General features: G+C 62.8%; 20 protein-coding genes and 1 tRNA gene. 8 read left to right on the top strand and 13 right to left on the bottom strand.

The window, feature by feature from the left end:
• Window positions 1-154 precede the first annotated feature (154 nt).
• From FME97_RS03070 to pepE, 4 genes are all read right to left on the bottom strand, one after another.
• Window positions 155-1,384, bottom strand: a complete 1,230-nt coding sequence (locus FME97_RS03070; protein ID WP_141427816.1) for a 3-deoxy-D-manno-octulosonic acid transferase — start codon at window positions 1,382-1,384, stop codon at window positions 155-157.
• A 163-nt stretch (window positions 1,385-1,547) separates the two neighbouring features.
• A complete protein-coding gene (locus FME97_RS03065; RefSeq protein ID WP_141427815.1) occupies window positions 1,548-1,913 on the bottom strand; it encodes a YraN family protein in 366 nt (121 codons plus the stop codon).
• Window positions 1,910-2,752 (bottom strand): prephenate dehydrogenase, encoded by an 843-nt coding sequence (locus tag FME97_RS03060; protein WP_141427814.1) that lies wholly within the window; start codon window positions 2,750-2,752, stop codon window positions 1,910-1,912. The genes FME97_RS03065 and FME97_RS03060 overlap by 4 nt, the downstream gene beginning before the upstream one ends.
• A 6-nt stretch (window positions 2,753-2,758) precedes the next feature.
• Complete coding sequence (gene pepE / locus FME97_RS03055; RefSeq protein ID WP_141427813.1) at window positions 2,759-3,460, bottom strand: dipeptidase PepE; 702 nt, start codon at window positions 3,458-3,460, stop codon at window positions 2,759-2,761.
• Window positions 3,461-3,637: 177 nt separating this feature from the next.
• Here pepE and FME97_RS03050 point away from each other — a divergent pair, with 177 nt between their 5' ends.
• The 8 genes from FME97_RS03050 (at window position 3,638) to def (ending at window position 9,521) form a co-directional block, all read left to right on the top strand.
• The gene (locus tag FME97_RS03050; protein WP_141427812.1) at window positions 3,638-3,874 is read left to right on the top strand and encodes an acyl carrier protein; all 237 of its coding nucleotides are present in this window, start codon (window positions 3,638-3,640) and stop codon (window positions 3,872-3,874) included.
• Window positions 3,875-3,914: 40 nt separating this feature from the next.
• Complete coding sequence (fabF, locus tag FME97_RS03045) at window positions 3,915-5,162, top strand: beta-ketoacyl-ACP synthase II (RefSeq protein WP_141427811.1); 1,248 nt, start codon at window positions 3,915-3,917, stop codon at window positions 5,160-5,162.
• Window positions 5,163-5,198: 36 nt separating this feature from the next.
• Window positions 5,199-5,963, top strand: a complete 765-nt coding sequence (rnc, locus tag FME97_RS03040) for a ribonuclease III (protein ID WP_141429927.1) — start codon at window positions 5,199-5,201, stop codon at window positions 5,961-5,963.
• Window positions 5,964-6,007: 44 nt separating this feature from the next.
• The gene (locus FME97_RS03035; protein ID WP_232522921.1) at window positions 6,008-6,643 is read left to right on the top strand and encodes a JAB domain-containing protein; all 636 of its coding nucleotides are present in this window, start codon (window positions 6,008-6,010) and stop codon (window positions 6,641-6,643) included.
• A gap of 115 nt (window positions 6,644-6,758) precedes the next feature.
• A complete protein-coding gene (locus FME97_RS03030) occupies window positions 6,759-8,303 on the top strand; it encodes a glycine--tRNA ligase (RefSeq protein ID WP_141427810.1) in 1,545 nt (514 codons plus the stop codon).
• A 5-nt stretch (window positions 8,304-8,308) separates the two neighbouring features.
• Window positions 8,309-8,443 (top strand): hypothetical protein, encoded by a 135-nt coding sequence (locus FME97_RS12655; protein ID WP_262710145.1) that lies wholly within the window; start codon window positions 8,309-8,311, stop codon window positions 8,441-8,443.
• A 3-nt stretch (window positions 8,444-8,446) separates the two neighbouring features.
• Entirely contained in the window at window positions 8,447-8,866 is a 420-nt protein-coding gene (ruvX, locus tag FME97_RS03025) for a Holliday junction resolvase RuvX (protein ID WP_141427809.1), read from the top strand.
• 109 nt (window positions 8,867-8,975) lie between these two features.
• Window positions 8,976-9,521 carry a peptide deformylase gene (def, locus tag FME97_RS03020; RefSeq protein ID WP_141427808.1) on the top strand — a complete coding sequence of 182 codons (546 nt, stop codon included), beginning with the start codon at window positions 8,976-8,978 and terminating at the stop codon, window positions 9,519-9,521.
• Between the two features lie 121 nt (window positions 9,522-9,642).
• Here the strand turns inward: def and FME97_RS03015 are convergent, their stop codons facing one another.
• The 9 genes from FME97_RS03015 to FME97_RS02975 all read right to left on the bottom strand — a co-directional run bounded on the left by FME97_RS03015 (window position 9,643) and on the right by FME97_RS02975 (window position 18,518).
• A complete protein-coding gene (locus tag FME97_RS03015; RefSeq protein ID WP_141427807.1) occupies window positions 9,643-10,110 on the bottom strand; it encodes a porin family protein in 468 nt (155 codons plus the stop codon).
• 181 nt (window positions 10,111-10,291) lie between these two features.
• Window positions 10,292-13,021: a pyruvate, phosphate dikinase gene (gene ppdK, locus FME97_RS03010; protein ID WP_141427806.1), complete on the bottom strand. Its 2,730-nt coding sequence runs from the start codon at window positions 13,019-13,021 to the stop codon at window positions 10,292-10,294.
• 293 nt (window positions 13,022-13,314) lie between these two features.
• Window positions 13,315-14,100, bottom strand: a complete 786-nt coding sequence (locus tag FME97_RS03005; RefSeq protein WP_141429925.1) for an endonuclease/exonuclease/phosphatase family protein — start codon at window positions 14,098-14,100, stop codon at window positions 13,315-13,317.
• A 181-nt stretch (window positions 14,101-14,281) separates the two neighbouring features.
• Window positions 14,282-14,458 carry an XRE family transcriptional regulator gene (locus tag FME97_RS03000; RefSeq protein WP_141427805.1) on the bottom strand — a complete coding sequence of 59 codons (177 nt, stop codon included), beginning with the start codon at window positions 14,456-14,458 and terminating at the stop codon, window positions 14,282-14,284.
• Between the two features lie 166 nt (window positions 14,459-14,624).
• Entirely contained in the window at window positions 14,625-16,037 is a 1,413-nt protein-coding gene (mnmA, locus tag FME97_RS02995) for a tRNA 2-thiouridine(34) synthase MnmA (RefSeq protein ID WP_141427804.1), read from the bottom strand.
• Between the two features lies 1 nt (window position 16,038).
• A complete protein-coding gene (locus FME97_RS02990) occupies window positions 16,039-16,551 on the bottom strand; it encodes a ribosome maturation factor RimM (protein ID WP_141427803.1) in 513 nt (170 codons plus the stop codon).
• 95 nt (window positions 16,552-16,646) lie between these two features.
• Window positions 16,647-17,207 carry a 30S ribosomal protein S16 gene (locus FME97_RS02985; protein WP_141427802.1) on the bottom strand — a complete coding sequence of 187 codons (561 nt, stop codon included), beginning with the start codon at window positions 17,205-17,207 and terminating at the stop codon, window positions 16,647-16,649.
• A 197-nt stretch (window positions 17,208-17,404) separates the two neighbouring features.
• Window positions 17,405-17,478 (bottom strand) — tRNA-Arg (locus tag FME97_RS02980).
• A gap of 185 nt (window positions 17,479-17,663) precedes the next feature.
• Window positions 17,664-18,518 (bottom strand): DUF2971 domain-containing protein, encoded by an 855-nt coding sequence (locus tag FME97_RS02975; RefSeq protein ID WP_141427801.1) that lies wholly within the window; start codon window positions 18,516-18,518, stop codon window positions 17,664-17,666.
• Window positions 18,519-18,549: the final 31 nt, after the last annotated feature.

The raw sequence follows: 18,549 nt of genomic DNA, 5'->3' as shown, positions 1-18,549 counted from the left end.
GTCCGTCCCCGTGTGCGCAGGGAGGATGCGTTCGCCGGAATTGCCGTATTTGGCCGGGGGGTGTCTCTCTGTCGGCGGGGCTGTGCCGCGGTTCGGGATGTCGTCGGGGCGGAGAGAAGCGCATTCGTGCCGGAGTTCCCGGACGACGCGCGTGCTATTGTTGGAAGATCGTCCGGACGATGATGCCCGTGGCGCCCTGGTGGCGCGTGGTGTAGTCCTTGGCGATGCGGCTGGTGCGCTGGAGGAACTCCTCGTTGTCGCGCAGGGGGACGAACCAGGCGTTCAGCTCTTCGTAGTTGCCGACGGAGCGGGCCGCGCCGAGCGTCACCAGATCGCGCGCCTCCTTGAATTTCCCGTAATTGGGCCCGAAGGCGACCGGCAGTCCGAAGGTCGCCGCTTCGAGCGTGTTGTGGATGCCGACGCCGAATCCGCCGCCCACATAGCTCCATGTCGCATAGCCGTAGACCGAGGCGAGCAGGCCCACGGTGTCGAGGATCATCACCTGCTTCGGCCCGAAAGCCGTGTGGGGCGTGCATTGCGTGTAACGCAGCGCCCCGCCCCGCGTCTCGGCGATCAGCCGCGCGATGCGGCCCTCGTCCATTTCGTGGGGGGCGATGACGAACTTGATTTCGGGATTGTCGTTCGCAAGGCGGATGAGCAGCTCCTCGTCCGGACCCCATGTCGAACCGGCCACGAAGAGGCGTGCGTCGCCCTTGAAGCGGTCGATGAGGTCGATGCGTTTGGCGGCTCGGGCGATTTCGGCCACACGGTCGAAACGGGTGTCTCCGGCCACCAGCACGTTGTCGAATCCCAGCGTCGCCAGCAGTTTTTTCGACTCCTCGTTCTGCACGAACAGGACGTCGAACGATTCGAGCGCCTGCCGCCACATGCCGCCGTAGGGACGGAAAAAGACCGAATTGCGGCGGAAGATGGCCGAAACGATGAAGGTCCGCACATGCCGGCGGCGCAGTTCCGCGAGCAGGTTCAGCCAGAACTCGTATTTGACGAAGATGGCGATTTCGGGGTGTACGGCGTCGAGAAACCGGCGGGCGTTGCGCGGGGTGTCGATCGGCAGGTAGAAGATATGGTCGGCTCCGGCATAGTTTTTCCGGATTTCGTAGCCCGAAGGCGAGAAGAAGGTGAGCAGGATTTTGTATTCGGGGTGTTTCCGGCGCAGCTCCTCGATGATCGGGCGGCCCTGTTCGAACTCGCCGAGCGACGCGACGTGCATCCAGACGATCCGCTCCCCGGGAGCGACCGCTTCGCGTATGCGGCGGAAGAGGTCCCTGCGTCCTTCGATCCAGAGCCGGGCCTTCGGATGGCGCGGCGCCACGAGCCGGATGGCCCATACATAGAGTGTCAGCCCGAGATTATAGAGCCACATCGCTGTTTGCCGGTATTGAGGTTTGTCGTTTCCGCCCGGACTTTTCCCGCGCTTGGCGTTCAGTGTCAGGGAGTTTGTTTTCAGCCGGCAAAGATAGCATAATTTGCCGGATTTGCAAAAATTGCGGACGCTTCCTTCGTGTGCCGGCGGGGCTGCCCGCAGGTCACCAGTGGTGTTCCATCGCCCGCTCGATGAGCTCCACGTCGGCGCGGCCGTCGTCCGACAGCGTGACGGCCGCCAGGTCGAACTGCACCTCGCCCTGCCATCCGGCGGTGCGCAGGTAGCGGGCCGCTGCGCGGGTCAGGGCGCGGAACTTGCGCTGCGTGGCGGCCGCTTCGGGCGGCGTGAGCGACCCGGCTCGACGGGTCTTGACCTCCACGAAATGCAGCACCTCCCCGCGCAGGGCCACGATGTCCAGCTCGTCCCGTCCCGCCCGCCAGTTCGTGTCGCGGATCTCGTATCCCGCCTGCCGCAGGTGTTCCGCCGCGGCGTGTTCGCCCGCGCGTCCCGTCTCGGCCGTCGTCGTCACCGGAGGATGCGCTGGATGGAGTTCGCGCGCTGCATCGCCTCGGTCAGCCCCTCGGCGTCGTCCCGCTCGATCATGCGCCGCATGATCTGCAACTGGTGGATGTGTTCGCGCAGGACGTCCAGCACGTTGTATTTGTTGCGCAGCAGGATCGGAACCCAGGTCCCCGCGGCGCTTTTTGCCAGCCGCACGGTGCTCTCGAAGCCTCCGCCCGCCAGGTCGAAGATATGCCGTTCCTCGCGCTCCTTTTCGAGTACGGTGAGCGCCAGGGCGAACGACGTGACGTGCGAAATATGCGACACGTAGGCCGCGTGCAGGTCGTGTTCCTCGGGGTCCATATACACGAGCGGGCATTCCAGCGTCCGGAAGATCCGCTCCACGAGGGCCACCGCGTCGGCGTCGCTGCGCTCCGTGTCGCACAATACGGTGATCCGGCCCGAGAAGGCGCCCCGCTGTGCGGCCTTCGGACCGCTGTACTCCGTGCCCCACATCGGATGGGCGGCGACGAAACGTCCGCGGCGGGCGTGCATCGAGACGACCTCGCACAACTCGCCCTTGATCGACCCCATGTCCATGACCACCTGCCTGTCCGTCGCGCGGTTGAGCGCCTTGACGGCCATGATCGGAATGGTGTCCACGGGGGTGGCCAGCACCACCAGGTCGGCCTCGGCGATTCCCTCTTCGAATTCCACGATCCGGTCCGCGAGACCCAGCCGCATCGCCTCCTCGGCGATTTCCGGCGATTTCTCCACGCCGAGAATCTCTTCGGCGAGCGCACGGTCGCGCAACGCCAGGGCGAACGAGCCTCCGATGAGGCCCAGGCCCGCTATCATCGCTATCATACCTATTTATAATAAGAATGAAAGGTCTCCGCCCGGTTCCACTTCGAACGGTTCGACGCCCTTGCGGAACATCCGCATCGGCCGTCCTCCGATCAGTTCCAGCCGTCCGCCGTCGTAACGCAGCATGCACCCTTCGCGCAGCCCGGCCACCCAGCGGCGCGGGTTGGCCTCGATGTATTCGCGGATGCGCTGCTCGCGCGTCTCCCCGGCGTGTCCCGCGGGATTGGCGTCGAGGTAGTGGGGGTTGATCTGGAACTTCACCGCTCCGATGGCCCGGAACGATTCGGGCTGGACGATCGGCATGTCGTTCGTGGTCGAGATCGTCGGGCAGCAGACGTTGCTGCCGGCCGACCAGCCGACGTAGGGCACGCCTGCCCTGATCCGGCGCAGGATGGCCTGCATCAGCCCCTGCTGCTGCATCTTTCTGGCCAGCGCGAAGGTGTTGCCGCCGCCCACGCAGATCGCTTCGGCCCGGCGGACGAACGCTGCGGGATCCCCGGCCCGGTGCACCGAGCGGACGCGGATGCCTAGCTCGGCGAAACGCGCCTGCACCCTGCGTTCGTATTCGGCGTAGGAGAAGGTGACCGCGGCGTAGGGCACGAAGACGATTTCGCGCACGCCCTGCAGGAAGCGTCCGATTTCGGGCAGCGGATAACGCAGGTATTCCTCCCCGGCGTTGGTCGAATTGGAGATGAGAAGTAATTTCATAATCGGTTGTTTCTGAATGTTTTTTGCGAATTTTTGTGCTAAATGTCGAAAAAATTGTGAACAAAAAATCGCAGCGTTTTGTCAAAAGTAATAAAAAAAGTGTTACTTTTGCGCAAAATTACGCTGGAAATGTGAGTTGCTATTTCCAAATAATTGTTTAACTAAAAACTTAAAATTATGGCAGATGTTCAATCAAAAGTTGTCGAGATCATCGTCGACAAGCTGGGTGTCAAGGAGTCGGAGGTAGTGCCCGGAGCAAGCTTCACCAACCACCTGGGTGCGGATTCGCTCGACACCGTGGAGCTGATCATGGAGTTCGAGAAGGCTTTCGACATCCAGATTCCGGACGAGGACGCCGAGAAGATCGCTACCGTCGGCGACGCTATCAAGTACATCGAGGAGCACAAGAAATAATTTCTACCATATTCGTTTCACGGCAAGAAGCCTTAAATTTATGACAGGAAGAAGAGTAGTTGTTACGGGTATCGGGACGATCAACCCGCTCGGCAATAGTATTGAGGAGTATTTTTCGAATTTGGAGAAGGGAGTCAGCGGTGCCGCGCCCATTACTCATTTCGACGCTGAGAAATTTAAGACACGCTTCGCTTGTGAAGTAAAGAATTACGACCCGACCCGGTATTTCGACCGGAAGGAAGTGCGCAAGTACGACCTTTTCACCCAGTACGCTCTGATCGCGGCCGAGCAGGCCGTGGCGGATTCGGCCCTCGATCTCGAGAAGGTCGATAAGGAGCAGGTGGGCGTCATCTGGAGTTCGGGTATCGGAGGACTCAAGTCGTTCTTCGATGAATGTCTGGGCTATGCCGCCGGGGATGGAACCCCGCGGTTTAGCCCGTTCTTTATTCCCCGCATGATCGCCGACATCGCGGCCGGTTTCATCTCCATGAAGTACGGCTTCATGGGGCCGAACTACTGCACCGTGTCGGCCTGCGCTTCGTCCAACCACGGCATGATCGCCGCCATGGAGGCCATCCGCTACGGCAAGGCCGACGTGATGGTCACGGGCGGCTCGGAAGCCGCCGTGAACGAGCCTTCGGTGGGCGGTTTCAACTCCATGCAGGCGCTTTCGACGCGCAACGACGATCCCGTGCACGCTTCGCGTCCGTTCGACAAGGACCGCGACGGCTTCGTGATCGGCGAGGGTGCGGGCGCGCTGATTCTGGAGGAGTACGAGCACGCCAAGGCGCGCGGGGCGAAGATCTACTGCGAGATCGTGGGCGGAGGCGCTTCGGCCGACGCCTACCATTTCACGGCGCCCCATCCCGAGGGCAAGGGGGCCATGAAGGCGATGCGCGACGCCATCAAGGACGCCGGCATCACCCCCGGGGAGATCGACTATGTGAACGTGCACGGAACTTCGACCCCTGCGGGCGACATTCCCGAGCTGAAGGCCGTCGCTGGCGTATTGGGCGACCACGTGTACGACATCAACATCTCCTCGACCAAATCCATGACGGGACACCTGCTGGGTGCCGCCGGCGCCGTGGAGGCTCTGGCCTGCATCTTCGCGCTGACGCACGGCGTCGTGCCCCCGACGATCAACTGCGAGAACCTCGATCCCGAGATCGACTCGAAGCTGAACCTCACGCTCAACACGGCGCAGAAGCGCGACGTGAAGTGTGCGCTGAGCAATACGTTCGGCTTCGGCGGCCACAACTCGACGGTCATTTTCCGCAAGCTCTAACGCCCGAAGGGTCCCGCCGCCGTGATCGACTTTCTGCTGCGTCCGTGGAGACGGAATTTCGGGCCCGACAAGGCGTATTACAGGATTATCGACGATTTGTTCGGATTCGTTCCGCACAATATCGAACTCTACAAGCTGGCTTTGGTTCACAAGTCAGCTTCTTTGGTTTTGGAGGACGGCCGTTCGATCAACAACGAGCGGCTCGAATACCTGGGCGATGCCGTGATCGAGGCCGTCACTTCGGACTATATCTTCATCGAATACCCCGACCGCGACGAAGGGTTCATGACCAAGCTGCGCTCGAAGATCGTTTCGCGGCAGTCGCTCAACGGACTGGCGGTGAAGCTGGGACTCGACGCGCACGTGATTTCGGCCAACGGCGCTGGAATCGCCCAAAAGCATATCTACGGCGACGCTTTCGAGGCGATGATGGGGGCGGTCTATCTGGATCAGGGGTACGATTTCGTCAATCGGCTGCTGATCAACCGCATCTACTTCGGACTGCTCGACCTCGAGGAGCTCACCGAATCGGAGAACGACTTCAAGAGCCGCCTGATCGAGTGGTGTCAGAAGAACCGCCACAAGGTCTCGTTCCGCACGGGCTTCGACAAGGAGGCGGCTCCGAACCACCCGGTGTTCCACTGTACGGTGCTGGTGGACGGCATGGAGGTCGGCCACGGTGCGGGCGACTCGAAGAAGGAGGCCGAGCAGCATGCGGCCTTCTCCGTGTCGCAGTACATGACCGACGAGCAGTGCGCCTCGCTGCTCGACAAGGTGGACCGGCTGACGGGGACGAAATGACACGCTCTCCGGGCGAAGTCCCGGAACGGGCGTACGGAATACCTATGACGACGATTTCCGACAAGATGGCTGCGCGGGGAGTCGGGGCGCTTACCGACCGGGAACTGCTGACCCTGCTTACGGAGGACGGACAGCGGGCCGACGCGCTGCTGGCGGCCTGCGGGGATTCGCTGGCGCGTATCGCCGGCGAAGGGGAGGCGCGTCTGCGCATGATCGGCGGGTTGGGCCTGCGGCGGGCGCGGCTGTTGCTCGCCGCCGCCGAGTTCGGCCGCCGGGCCGTTGCGGAGCGTGCCGCGGAGGCCGACTGCATCGCCACGAGCGACGACGTGGTGCGGCTGTTCCGGCCGCAGCTCGAACAGTTGCCGCACGAGGAGTGCTGGGCGGTGTACCTCACCGCGTCGAACCGGATCATCGAGCGGCAGCGGGTGAGTCAGGGCGGTGTGACGGGAACGGTCGTCGATCACCGGATCGTGGTCAAGCGCGCCCTGGAGCTGCTCGCCACGCAGCTCATTCTCATTCACAACCATCCCTCCGGAACGGCCGAAGCCAGTCCGCAGGACCGGGCGCTGACCGAGCGGATCGCCCGTGCCGCGGCGCTGTTCGACATCCGCCTGCTGGACCACATCGTCATCGCCCGCGGCGGCGATTTCTCCTTCCTGCGCGCGGGGCTTCTCGGCTGACCCGTCCGGTTCCGGGGTCGTTTCCCCCGGGAAATAAATTCTCCGCCGGCGGGAGGGAATATCCATTTATTTTGTACTTTTGTAGTCCGGAAAATCAGTAAAATACCAAAATACGATGACGCAGGAAGAACTTTTCAAGAAGCTGGTCGCCCACTGCAAGGAGTACGGGTTCGTGTTTCCTTCGAGCGAGATCTACGACGGTCTGGCCGCCGTTTATGACTACGGGCAGAACGGCGTGGAGCTGAAGAACAATATCAAGCGCTACTGGTGGGATTCGATGGTCAAGCTGCACGAGAACATCGTGGGCATCGACGCCGCCATTTTCATGCATCCCAAAACCTGGGAGGCTTCGGGCCACGTGTCGGCGTTCAACGACCCGCTGATCGACAACAGGGATTCGAAGAAGCGCTACCGTGCCGACGTGCTCATCGAGGAGTGGATCGCCAAACAGGACGAGAAGGTGGAGAAGGAGGTCGAGAAGGCCCGCAAGCGTTTCGGCGAGGCGTTCGACGAGGCGAAGTACCGCGAGACCTCGCCCCGCGTGGCGGAGACGCTCGCCCGCCGGAATGCCGTGCACGGGCGTTTTGCCGAGGCGATGAACGCCAACGACCTTGCCGGGCTGCGGCAGATCATCCTCGACTGCGAGATCGCCTGCCCCGTTTCCGGGACGCGCAACTGGACCGACGTGCGGCAGTTCAACCTCATGTTCTCGACGCAGATGGGTTCGACGGCCGAAGGGGCCTCGACGATATACCTGCGGCCCGAGACGGCGCAGGGCATTTTCGTCAATTTCCTCAATGTCCAGAAAACGGGCCGCATGAAGCTGCCGTTCGGTATCGCGCAGATCGGCAAGGCGTTCCGCAACGAGATCGTGGCCCGGCAGTTCATCTTCCGCATGCGCGAGTTCGAGCAGATGGAGATGCAGTTCTTCGTGCGCCCCGGGACCGAGATGGAGTGGTGGAACCGCTGGAAGGAGACGCGCATGGCATGGCACCGCGCGCTGGGCTTCGGCGACGACAACTACCGTTTCCACGACCACGAGAAACTGGCGCACTACGCCAATGCCGCCACGGACATCGAGTATAACTTCCCGTTCGGCTTCAAGGAGGTCGAGGGCATCCACTCGCGCACGGATTTCGACCTGGGCAACCACCAGAAGTTCTCGGGCCGGAAGATCCAGTACTTCGACCCGGAGACGGGCGAGAGCTACGTGCCCTATGTCGTGGAGACGTCGATCGGCGTGGACCGCATGTTCCTGCAGGTCATGTCGGCGGCCTATACCGAGGAGACGCTCGACGGCGGCGATTCGCGCGTCGTGCTGCGTCTGCCCGCCGCGCTGGCGCCGGTGAAGGTGGCCGTGCTGCCGCTGGTCAAAAAGGACGGCATGCCCGAGGTGGCGCAGCGGATCGTCGATGAGCTGAAATACGATTACAACGTCATCTACGACGAGAAGGACTCCGTGGGCAAGCGCTACCGCCGTCAGGACGCCATCGGCACGCCGTTCTGCGTGACCGTGGACGGGCAGACGCTCGAGGACGGCACGGTGACGGTCCGCCACCGCGATTCGATGGAGCAGGAGCGCGTGCAGATCGAGGCGCTGCCGTCGCTCGTCGAGAAGGAGTGCTCGTACCGCAGGCTGTTCGGAAAGCTGAATCTGTAAGGGGAATGGACTTTTTCTCCGGAGATCGTCTGTGCCGGAGCCGCCGGCGGGTGGCGCGGTTCTGTTTCGTGTCGGGGGCGCTGGCCGGCCTGCTGCTTTCGGGAGTGCGGTCGGAGCATTGGACGGGAATCAATCTTTGAACCGTGGGACGCATTCTCGCCATAGACTACGGGACGAAGCGCACGGGAATCGCCGTGAGCGACCCCCTGCGCCTGATCGCCGGAGGACTGGAGACCGTGCCGACCCGGGAGCTGGAGCGGTGGCTGGCGGACTATTTCGCCCGCGAGGAGGTCTCCACGATCGTCGTGGGCAAGCCTGCGCGGATGGACGGCACGCCTTCGGAGACGTGGCGTTTCATCGAGCCGCTGGCCGCGCGCCTGCGCCGGGCCTGGCCCGACAAGGAGGTGGTCTTCTACGACGAACGTTTCACGTCGGTGCTGGCGCATCGTGCGATGCGCGACAGCGGTATCGGCCGGATGGCCCGCCGCGACAAGGCGCTGGTGGACAAAATATCGGCGACGATCATCCTCCAGGGCTATATGGAATCCGCCGCCTCCCGCTGACGGGGCCGGTAGCCGCACGAGCTCCGGGCCGGAGCCGTAGCGCGGGCCGCCGCGGTTTTTTACGGGACGATACAATAAAATTAGGCAATATACGATTGTTTTTCAGATTATGATTTATCCGATTGTCATATACGGGGACGAGGTGCTGCGCAAGCGCTGCCGGGAGATCGGTCCCGACTACCCCGAAGTGAAGAAACTCGCCGAGGACATGTTCCTCACGCTCGAAGAGGCCGAAGGCGTCGGGCTGGCCGCGCCGCAGATCGGCAAGGACATCCGCCTGTTCATCGTGGACTGCACGCCGTGGGCCGAGGACGACCCTTCGTGCGCCGACTACAAACGGGCCTTTCTGAATCCCGAGATTTACGAGTACTCGGCCGAGAAGAAGACCTACAACGAGGGCTGCCTCTCGTTTCCCGGCATCCATGCCGACGTGCCGCGCTCGCTCTCGATCCGGATGCGCTACATGGATACCGATTTCGTGGAGCACGACGAGGAGTTCACGGGGCTGAAGGCGTGGGTCATCCAGCACGAGTACGACCATATCGAGGGTGTGGTCTTCACGGACCGCGTCGCGCCGCTGCGCCGTCAGTTGCTCAAGGGCAAGCTGCTCAATCTGGCCAAGGGCAAGTATCGCTGCGGATACAAGACCCGGTAGGAGACGGAGGATCCGGTGGGAGCCGGGGTGTTCGGCTCCGGGCGAAAATGGAAAAAGCAGAGACCGATGTCGGTCTCTGCTTTTTTATGCGGGGTTCGTCTCTCCGCTTTCTCCGTTCGGATCAGAAGCGGTAGGTGGCGCCGATGTTGATGATGATCGGGTTCTTGTGCCATTTGGCCGTCTGGATCATCCACTTGAATCCGGCCGAGAGGTCCCAGTTGCGGGCCACGTTGAAGTCCGTGCCTGCACCGAGGTTGATGCCGCACGACCAGCCGCCGATGTCGTTGGCGCTCAGACCGGCCTGCGGATAGACGTCCCACGAACTTGCGACCTCGAAGAGGTACTGCACGTCGGCCGCGATATCCACCGAGCAGCCCGATTTGCAGAGGGCCGTGAGCGACGGCTGGATGCGCCACGTGTCGGTGAAGCTGTAACGTCCCGTGGCGCCGATGCCGAAGATGGCACCGTCGGCTCCCGTATTGGTGTAGATGCCGATTTGCGGCCCTACTCCCCAATTCCCCTTGTCCTGTGCTGAAACCGCGGTGAATGCGCACAGCGCGGCGATGGTCAGAAGAATGATCTTTTTCATATTTTTTGTGTTTAAGTTGTGAATACTCTCCCTCCGAATCATTTATCAAACAAATATACGTAAAATTCTCATCCCGGACAAATGAATTCAACGAATCCGGCGTTTTGAATCACAAAAAAGGAGGTCTGCAACACTCGTGCCGCAGACCCCTTTCCGTTGCGCCGGTCCGTGCCGGCGGCGTCTATTTCTGGTTGAGCGCTGCGTGGGCGGCTGCCAGGCGTGCGATGGGCACGCGGAAGGGCGAGCAGCTCACGTAGTTCAGTCCGGCGTAGTGGCAGAACTCCACCGACGAGGGTTCGCCGCCGTGTTCGCCGCAGATGCCGCACTTGAGGTTCTCGCGCGTGCCGCGGCCCTTGAACACCGCCTCGCGGATGAGCTGGCCCACGCCGTTGCGGTCGAGAATCTGGAACGGGTCGTTCTTGAGGATGCCCTTCTCGAGGTAGATGGGCAGGAACTTGCCGATGTCGTCGCGCGAGAATCCGAGCGTCATCTGCGTCAGGTCGTTCGTGCCGAACGAGAAGAACTCGGCGACCTCGGCGATCTGGTTGGCCGTGACAGCCGCGCGCGGCACTTCGATCATCGTGCCGACCATGTATTCGATCTTGTCGTTGCGCTCCGAGAAGACCTGTTCGGCCGTCGAGTCGATGATCTGCTTCTGGTAGCGCAGCTCCTTGTGGTTGCCCACCAGCGGAACCATGATCTCCACGTGTACGGGCATGCCCGAAGCCTTGACGTTCATCGCCGCCTCGATGATGGCGCGCGTCTGCATCTCCGTGATTTCGGGGTAGGTGTTGCCCAGACGGCAGCCGCGGTGGCCCAGCATGGGGTTGAACTCGGCCAGCGACTCGACCTTGGCGACGATCTTCTGGAGGGGTACGTTCATTTCGGCGGCCATTTCGCGCTGTCCCTTCTCGTCGTGGGGCACGAACTCGTGCAGAGGGGGATCGAGCAGGCGCACCGTCACGGGGAATCCGTTCATGGCCTTGAACAGCCCTTCGAAGTCGCCCCGCTGCATCGGCAGCAGCTTGCCCAGCGCCACGCGGCGGCCCGCCTCGTCGTCGGCGAGGATCATCTCGCGGATGGCCTTGATGCGGTCGCCCTCGAAGAACATGTGCTCCGTGCGGCAGAGGCCGATGCCCTCGGCGCCGAACTCGAAGGCCTGCCTGGCGTCCTTCGGCGTGTCGGCGTTGGCGCGCACCTTCAGCACGGAGTACTTCCCGGCCAGCTCCATGAGCTTGCCGAAGTCGCCGCTCAGGTCGGCGGCCTTCGTGGCCACCTGACCCAGATAGACCTCGCCCGTCGAGCCGTTGAGCGAGATCCAGTCGCCCTCCTTGACCGTGAAGCCGTTCACCTTGATCGTGCGGGCCTTGTAGTCGATCTCCAGCTCGCCGGCACCCGAGACGCAGCATTTGCCCATGCCGCGCGCCACGACGGCCGCGTGCGAGGTCATGCCGCCGCGCGCTGTGAGGATTCCGGCCGCGTCGAGCATGCCCTTCAGGTCTTCGGGCGAGGTTTCGATGCGCACCAGGATCGCCTTCTGGCCCGTCCTGGCCAGCTCCTTCTCGGCGTCCTCGGCGAAGAACACCACGGGACCCGTCGCCGCGCCCGGCGAGGCGGGCAGCCCCTTCGTGATGACCTGCGCCGAAGCGATGGCCTTCTTGTCGAATACGGGGTGCAGCAGCTCGTCGAGCTTCGCGGGTTCGCAGCGCAGCACGGCGGTCTTTTCGTCGATCAGCCCCTCGCGCAGCATGTCCATGGCGATCTTGACCATCGCTGCGCCCGTGCGCTTGCCGTTGCGGCACTGGAGCATCCAGAGCTTGCCGTCCTGGATCGTGAACTCGATGTCCTGCATGTCCTTGAAGTACTGCTCGAGGTGGTGCTGAATCTCGTCCAGCTCCTTGTAGACCGCGGGCATCACCTCCTCGAGCGAGGGGTATTTCGCGGCGCGCTCCGCCTCCGGAATGTTCTGCGCCTTGGCCCAGCGCTTCGAGCCTTCGATCGTGATCTGCTGCGGGGTGCGGATGCCGGCCACGACGTCCTCGCCCTGCGCATTGATCAGGTACTCTCCGTTGAAGATGTTCTCGCCCGTCGCGGCGTCGCGCGAGAAAGCCACGCCCGTGGCCGAGTTCTCACCCATGTTGCCGAAGACCATGGCCTGCACCGAAACGGCCGTTCCCCACTCGGCGGGGATGTTGTTGAGCTTGCGGTAGAGGATGGCGCGCTCGTTCATCCACGAGCCGAACACGGCGCACACGGCGCCCCACAGCTGCTCCCAAGGGCAGGCGGGGAAATCCTCGCCGGTCTGCCGCTTCACGGCCTCCTTGAAGCTCCGTACCAGTTCCTTCAGGTCGTCGGTGGTCAGGTCCGTGTCGTTCTTCACGCCGCGCCTGGCCTTCAGCGCGTCGATGATCTCCTCGAACGGATCGTGGTCCTCCTTCGAGACGGGCTTCATGCCCAGCACCACGTCGCCGTACATCTGCACGAAACGGCGGTACGAGTCCCATGCGAAGCGCGGATTGCCCGTGCGTTTCGAAACGGCCTCCACGGCCTGGTCGTTCATGCCGAGGTTGAGGATCGTGTCCATCATGCCCGGCATCGAGGCGCGCGCGCCCGAACGCACGGAGACGAGCAGCGGCGTCTGCGCGTCGCCGAACTTCATGCCCGTCAGGCGTTCGATGTTGTGCATCGCCTTCTCGACCTCGGGGCGGAGCATCTCGATCACGGCCTGCTTGCCGTGTCTGTAATACTCCGCGCATACCTCCGTGGTGATCGTGAAGCCCGGGGGAACGGGGATGCCGATGAGGTTCATCTCCGCGAGGTTCGCACCCTTGCCGCCGAGCAACTCACGCATTTTGCCGTTGCCTTCGGCCTCCTTGTTGCCGAAGGTGTAGACTCGTTTAACGTCTGCCATAATTTTTCGATTTAGTATGTGAATTTAAAAAGTTTTTCAAAAAATCCGCTTGCCCGGAGGCGGAAAAAATTGCGGTGACGTCGCCGTTACCGCATTTCGGAACCTCTTATCCGTCAAAGGGATTGCGAATATAAGAAAACTTTTCGCAAACTCCAAATAAATTGCCGTGACGATTGTACGTTCCGGGTCTCCGGCGTGCGTTTTTTTCAATATTCGTCGGAAAATGCGCCCGGTTTTCGTTCCGGGAACCGGAACGGAGCGGAATTTCCGGGGCGCCGGGGGCCGCGCCGCCGTCACCGGATGTGGACGAACACCGGAAGCGAATAGCCGTAGCCGCCCGTATAGACCCGCCGCGAGTAGGTGGCCGTCGGACTGCCGCTTCGGGGATCGAGCAGGTATCGGCGGGCGAACACGTCGCCTCCGACGACGGTGAAGGCCGTGTCCGCCAGAATGCGGTCGCGCATCACCCAGCGTCCGCGGCTGCGGACCGTGCCCCGTCCGGCGCGCGCTGCCCGTGCCGTGGCGTCGCGCAGTCCGTAGCGGGCGGGTTCGAGCGATGCGGAGCGTCCCAGGACGAGCAGCTTCGCTCCGGGCCTTTCGGCGCGCAGGTCGCGGACGACCCATTCGCTCATGCGCGTGTCGGCGCTCAGGACCAGTCCCACGGTGTCGCGCCCCATCGTCCCCTCGATGTAGAGGTAGTGGCGTCCCGGCTCGGCGTAGTGGGGATAGAAGAGGTCGCCGTAGTAGAGCAGGGCGAAATCCAGGCCGTCGAGCGTGTTGAGCGTGCGGTGCAGGTAGGAGTAGTCGCCCCGGCAGGCGGCGGCCAGGTCGCGCACGACCCGTTCGTTCTCCACGCCCCGGAGCGCCACGACGGGCAGGGCCATCGAGTCGATGACGGCCGCCGTATTGCGGATCTTGCGGGCATAGCGTTCGGCCGTCCAGCGCAGGCGTCCCCGGGGCGTGTACTCCTCGTCGTCGTAGAAAAGCGCCGGAAGGGTGTCGTAGAGCCGGTCCACGTCGTAAAAGGCGATGCCGACCGTCCTTTCGTCGGCCGGGCGGCTGGTCGCGGCTCTCTGCATGCCGCCGGATCGCTGCGGCGTTCGGCCGGCCGCGGCTTCCCGGACGGGGACGGATCGTCCGTCTGCCCCGGCTGACGGCGGGACGGCCGTTGCGGGGCGTGCCGCCTGTGCGGCGGCCAGCAGCAGTCCGGCTGCCGCGAGGGTGTGGCGTATCGTTCGGCGAAGCGTCATGCCGTGGGGATCAAAGGGATTTTTCGGGCAGGAAACCGCGCGGCGGGCAGCCGGGGAATCGGGCGATTCCGTTGACGTGTTTCGGATCGTATTTGGCCCGGTGTTTCGGATTTTCCACTTGTCCGGAGAACCTGTCGGATATGTCTATTCCATAGGCTGATGTCGCCTGCGATATTTTCTGCGCCATACGCTCTTCGTTTTAACGGGACAAAACCGGGAACCCCGCACTTTTTCTATGTCGGATATGCATGTCTTGGTAATATTTGGCTATGGCCAGGTGCCGCCGCTTATTCTTTCCGCTGGGTGTGGAAACGGGTAGGCCGCGTCTGAAAAAAGAGGGTTCCGTGCTTCTCTCAGGCTTCGATCACCCCCGATCCCACCAGCTCGTCGCCGTCGTACCATGCCGCGAACTGCCCCGGGGTGATACCCCGCTGGGGGGTGTCGAAGAGCAGATAGACGCCGTTTCCGCGCATGAAGAGCCGCGCCTCCTGCAACGGCTGGCGGTAGCGGATGCGGACCCGGAACCGGCGGCTTTCGCCCGGCGCCATCGCCCGGGCGGGATTGACCCAGTGCACATCGCCGGGTGCGATGTGCAGCGCGGGACGCCACAGACCGGGATGCGCGTCTCCCTCGCCCACGTAGATCACGTTCTGCGTCACGTCGGTGGCCAGAATGAACAGCGATTCCCTGCGGCCGCCGATGCCCAGCCCCTTGCGCTGGCCGATGGTGTAGAAATGCGCGCCGTTGTGTTCGCCGATCTTCTTGCCGTCGCGCACGGTGTACCGCCACGGTGCGGCCAATGCGGCCAGTTCGGCGTCCGTCGGCTCCGTAGTACCCTCTCCGGCGGCCGGAACGGCCGTTTCCGTCGCCGCATCCGCCGGTTGCTCCGTTCGCGTCGGTTGCTCCTTTCCCGTCGCTCTCGTATGACCGACCGCCGTATCCGGCCGTTCGGCGGACCATGCCGTCTGGCCTGCCTCCGGATGCCCTGCCTCTGTCTCCGGTCCCCCTGTTCCCGAAGGTCTCGTTTCCGGAAGCTCCGGCCCCGCACCCGGAAGGCCGCTTCTGCGGTATTTCGGCCACGAGGGGAGGATTTCGTGGATGTTCCCCCGCTTCGACGCGAGTTTCTGCTGGAGGAAGACCGGCAGATCTACCTTTCCCACGAAGCAGATTCCCTGCGAATCCTTGCGCCTGGCCGTGGCGAGTCCCTGCTCTTCGGCGATGCGCCGCACTTCGGGCTTGAGCAGGCCGCCCACCGGGAAGAGGGCGTAGCGCAACTGCTCCTGCGAGAGCTGGCAGAGAAAATAGCTCTGGTCCTTGTTGGGATCGCTGCCCGCGAGCAGCCGGTAGACGGTGCGTCCGTCCGGGAGCCGCTCCTCGGCCTTGCGGCAGTAGTGGCCCGTGGCCACGTAGTCGGCCCCGAGCGCGAGCGCCTCCCGCAGGAAGACGTCGAACTTGATTTCGCGGTTGCACAGCACGTCGGGATTGGGCGTGCGCCCCCGTTCGTACTCGGCGAACATGTAGTCCACCACCCGCGTGCGGTACTCCGCGGAGAGGTCCGCGACATGCAGCGGGATGTCCAGTTTGCGGGCTACCAGTTCGGCGAAAACCCGGTCGTCGCGCCACGGGCAGTCGCCCTCGAGCGTTCCCGTCGTGTCGTGCCAGTTCACCATGAACAGCCCCGTCACTTCATGCCCCTGCTCCTTGAGGAGCCAGGCGGCCACCGAAGAATCGACGCCGCCCGAAAGTCCGATCACCACGTGTGCCATGTCATTGCAGGTCGAGCAGTCCCCCGGGCAGCACGAGGTGCACCGTGCGCCCTTCGAAATCTATGTGTGCGATAAACTCCTCGGCGGCGGGCACGAGCACCCGCCGTCCGGCGATCTCCAGCTCGAAGAGCGGGTTGAGGTCGCTGTCGTAGTAGTCCGCGAGGATTCCGGAGCGCTTCTCCGCCGATCCCGCCTCCTCGGCCTCGACCGCGAATCCGATGAGGTCCTCGAGGTAGAACTCGTCCTCCTCCCCGTCCGCCGTGTCGATGCGGAATTCGAGCCCGAGCAGCTCCTGTGCGCGCCGTTCGGTGTCGAAGTCGGCGAAGGCTGCGGCGGCGCCCGAGACGCCGCGCCGTTCGAACCGGTCGCAATAGAGCGGCTCGTCCAGCCCGTCGATCGTGACGACGAGCGGCGTGTCGGTGTCGAAATCCTCGGGGAAAGCGGGGTAGAGCGAGAGCATCACGCCCCCGTCCGTGCCGAAAAGTCGGGTGATTCTGCCTGCGGGAATTGTCATTGCGGTAAAATGGTATTACGGGGTGAAAATACGAAAAAAAACAGTAAATCCCCCGCACCGGGCGATCTACTGTTTCTATCGGATCGGGATCTCGCTTATTCGGCGGCGGGAGCTTCGGCGGCAGCCTCCTCTGCGGGAGCCTCTGCAGCCGCTTCGGCAGCGGCGGCCTCTGCGGCTTCGCGGGCTGCGGCTTCAGCGGCGGCCTTCTTCTCGGCGATCGCTGCGGCGCGCTCCTCCTTGATCTTGGCTTCGGCGGCCAGACGGGCCTTCTCGGCCGACTTGGCGTCGGTGGCCAGCTTGTTGGCCTTGGCCTCGATCTTGCCGTTCTTGGCCTCGAGCCACTTGTTGAAGCGGGCCTCGGCCTCGGCCTCGGTGAATGCGCCTTTGGCTACGCCGCCCAGCAGGTGCTTCTTGTAGAGAACGCCCTTGTAGGAGAGGATAGCCCGGCAGGTATCCGTGGGTTGTGCGCCTTTCTGTAACCAATCCAGTGCTTTCTCGAAGCACAGATCGATCGTAGCAGGATTCGTGTTGGGGTTGTAGGTTCCCAACTTCTCGATGAACTTACCATCACGTGGCGCTCTGCTATCTGCGGCAACGATGTGATAGAAGGCGTAACCCTTCTTACCGTGACGTGCCAGACGAATTTTAACAGCCATTTGCTATAAAATTGTATAAGGTTAATAAAAAAACGCTCGCCCTTACGGGTTTTTAAGCCTGCAAATATAGACAAAATATTCCGCCCGGCAAAATAAATGGCATGAAAATCCGCATTTTGCGTTGCGCCCCGCCGGGGAGGGGCGTCGTTCCGGGAAGCGGAACGCGGAACGCCCCGGGGACATTCCGCGCTTTCGGGTGATTCCGTTGGGATTCGAACCCAAGACCCACAGCTTAGAAGGCTGTTGCTCTATCCAACTGAGCTACGGAACCGACGCTCGCATCGTCGTCGCGGCGCGATGCAGGTGCAAAAGTACGAAATTTCGGGGCTTCTGCAAACTTAATCGTCCGATTTTCCGCTTTTCGGGACGCGGTTTCGGTCTGCGGACTTTTCGTCTGCGGATTCCGCCGGGGCCGGCGGCGGAGAATCCGGTTCGCGCAATTGCTTTCCGAGGCGGCTATCGCAGCACGTAGGGGACCTCGGAAAGGAGGACCTTCCTTTCGTTCTTGCGGAACTCCCGGGCCTTGTGGTACAGCATGGACTCGAGCGCGCTCCGGGAAAGTGCCTGGTTCGTGCACGGGCCGATGACGAAGTGCCGGATGACCTTCAGCGGCAACTCGATTTCGTAGTAGGGGAGGATCAGCCCGTTCCGTTCGCGGAACTGTTTGGGCAGGTCGGGCCGGTCGTCGAAGACCAGTCTCCACTCCCGTTCGGCGGCATAATAGCGGTTCTTGACATGGCTGTACTTGTCGTGCAGGAAGTCGTAGTCGGCATAGCATACCGAACAGCCTCCGTCCTCCCGCGGGCGGATCGCTTCGTAGGCCCGCGCCATGTCCTCGTCGGAGAACATCTCCGCGAACTCCCCGCCGGTCCTGTAAGCCATTTTCAGGAAATGGCAATAGGGGTATTCCGCCGCCGCCCGCGCGAACTCCTCCGTGTCGAATCCGATCGCTACGCCCTGGCCGTTGTTGCCGTACGCGACCCACATCGGCAGCGAGTCGGCGTGTTCGGAGAGCGAGAAGGCGTAGAAGGTCTGCCGGTTCAGGTTCAGTGCGGTGAATGCGAACGGCATGTATCCGGATTTGTCCGGAAGATCGTGCGCGGACTGGTAACGCAGGAATGCCTCGTGGAGGCATTTCCGGAAGAAGACCCCCTCCAGCGGATCGTTCATGTAGTCGGCGCAGGATACCCATATCCGGAAACGGTAGTCCGGGGTCTGTCCGTCCCCGCGGTCGGTCACGCCGTTGAGCATGTTGCAGAGGGCGTTCATCGTCGTGTAGTGGTAGAGCACCTCCGGTCTTTCGGTATTCATGGCGGCTTTCTTTTTGGGGTGTTGTCCGGCG

Source organism: Alistipes dispar (assembly GCF_006542685.1).
Classification (GTDB): Bacteria; Bacteroidota; Bacteroidia; order Bacteroidales; family Rikenellaceae; genus Alistipes; species Alistipes dispar.
This window is presented reverse-complemented; position numbering and strand designations above follow the sequence as displayed.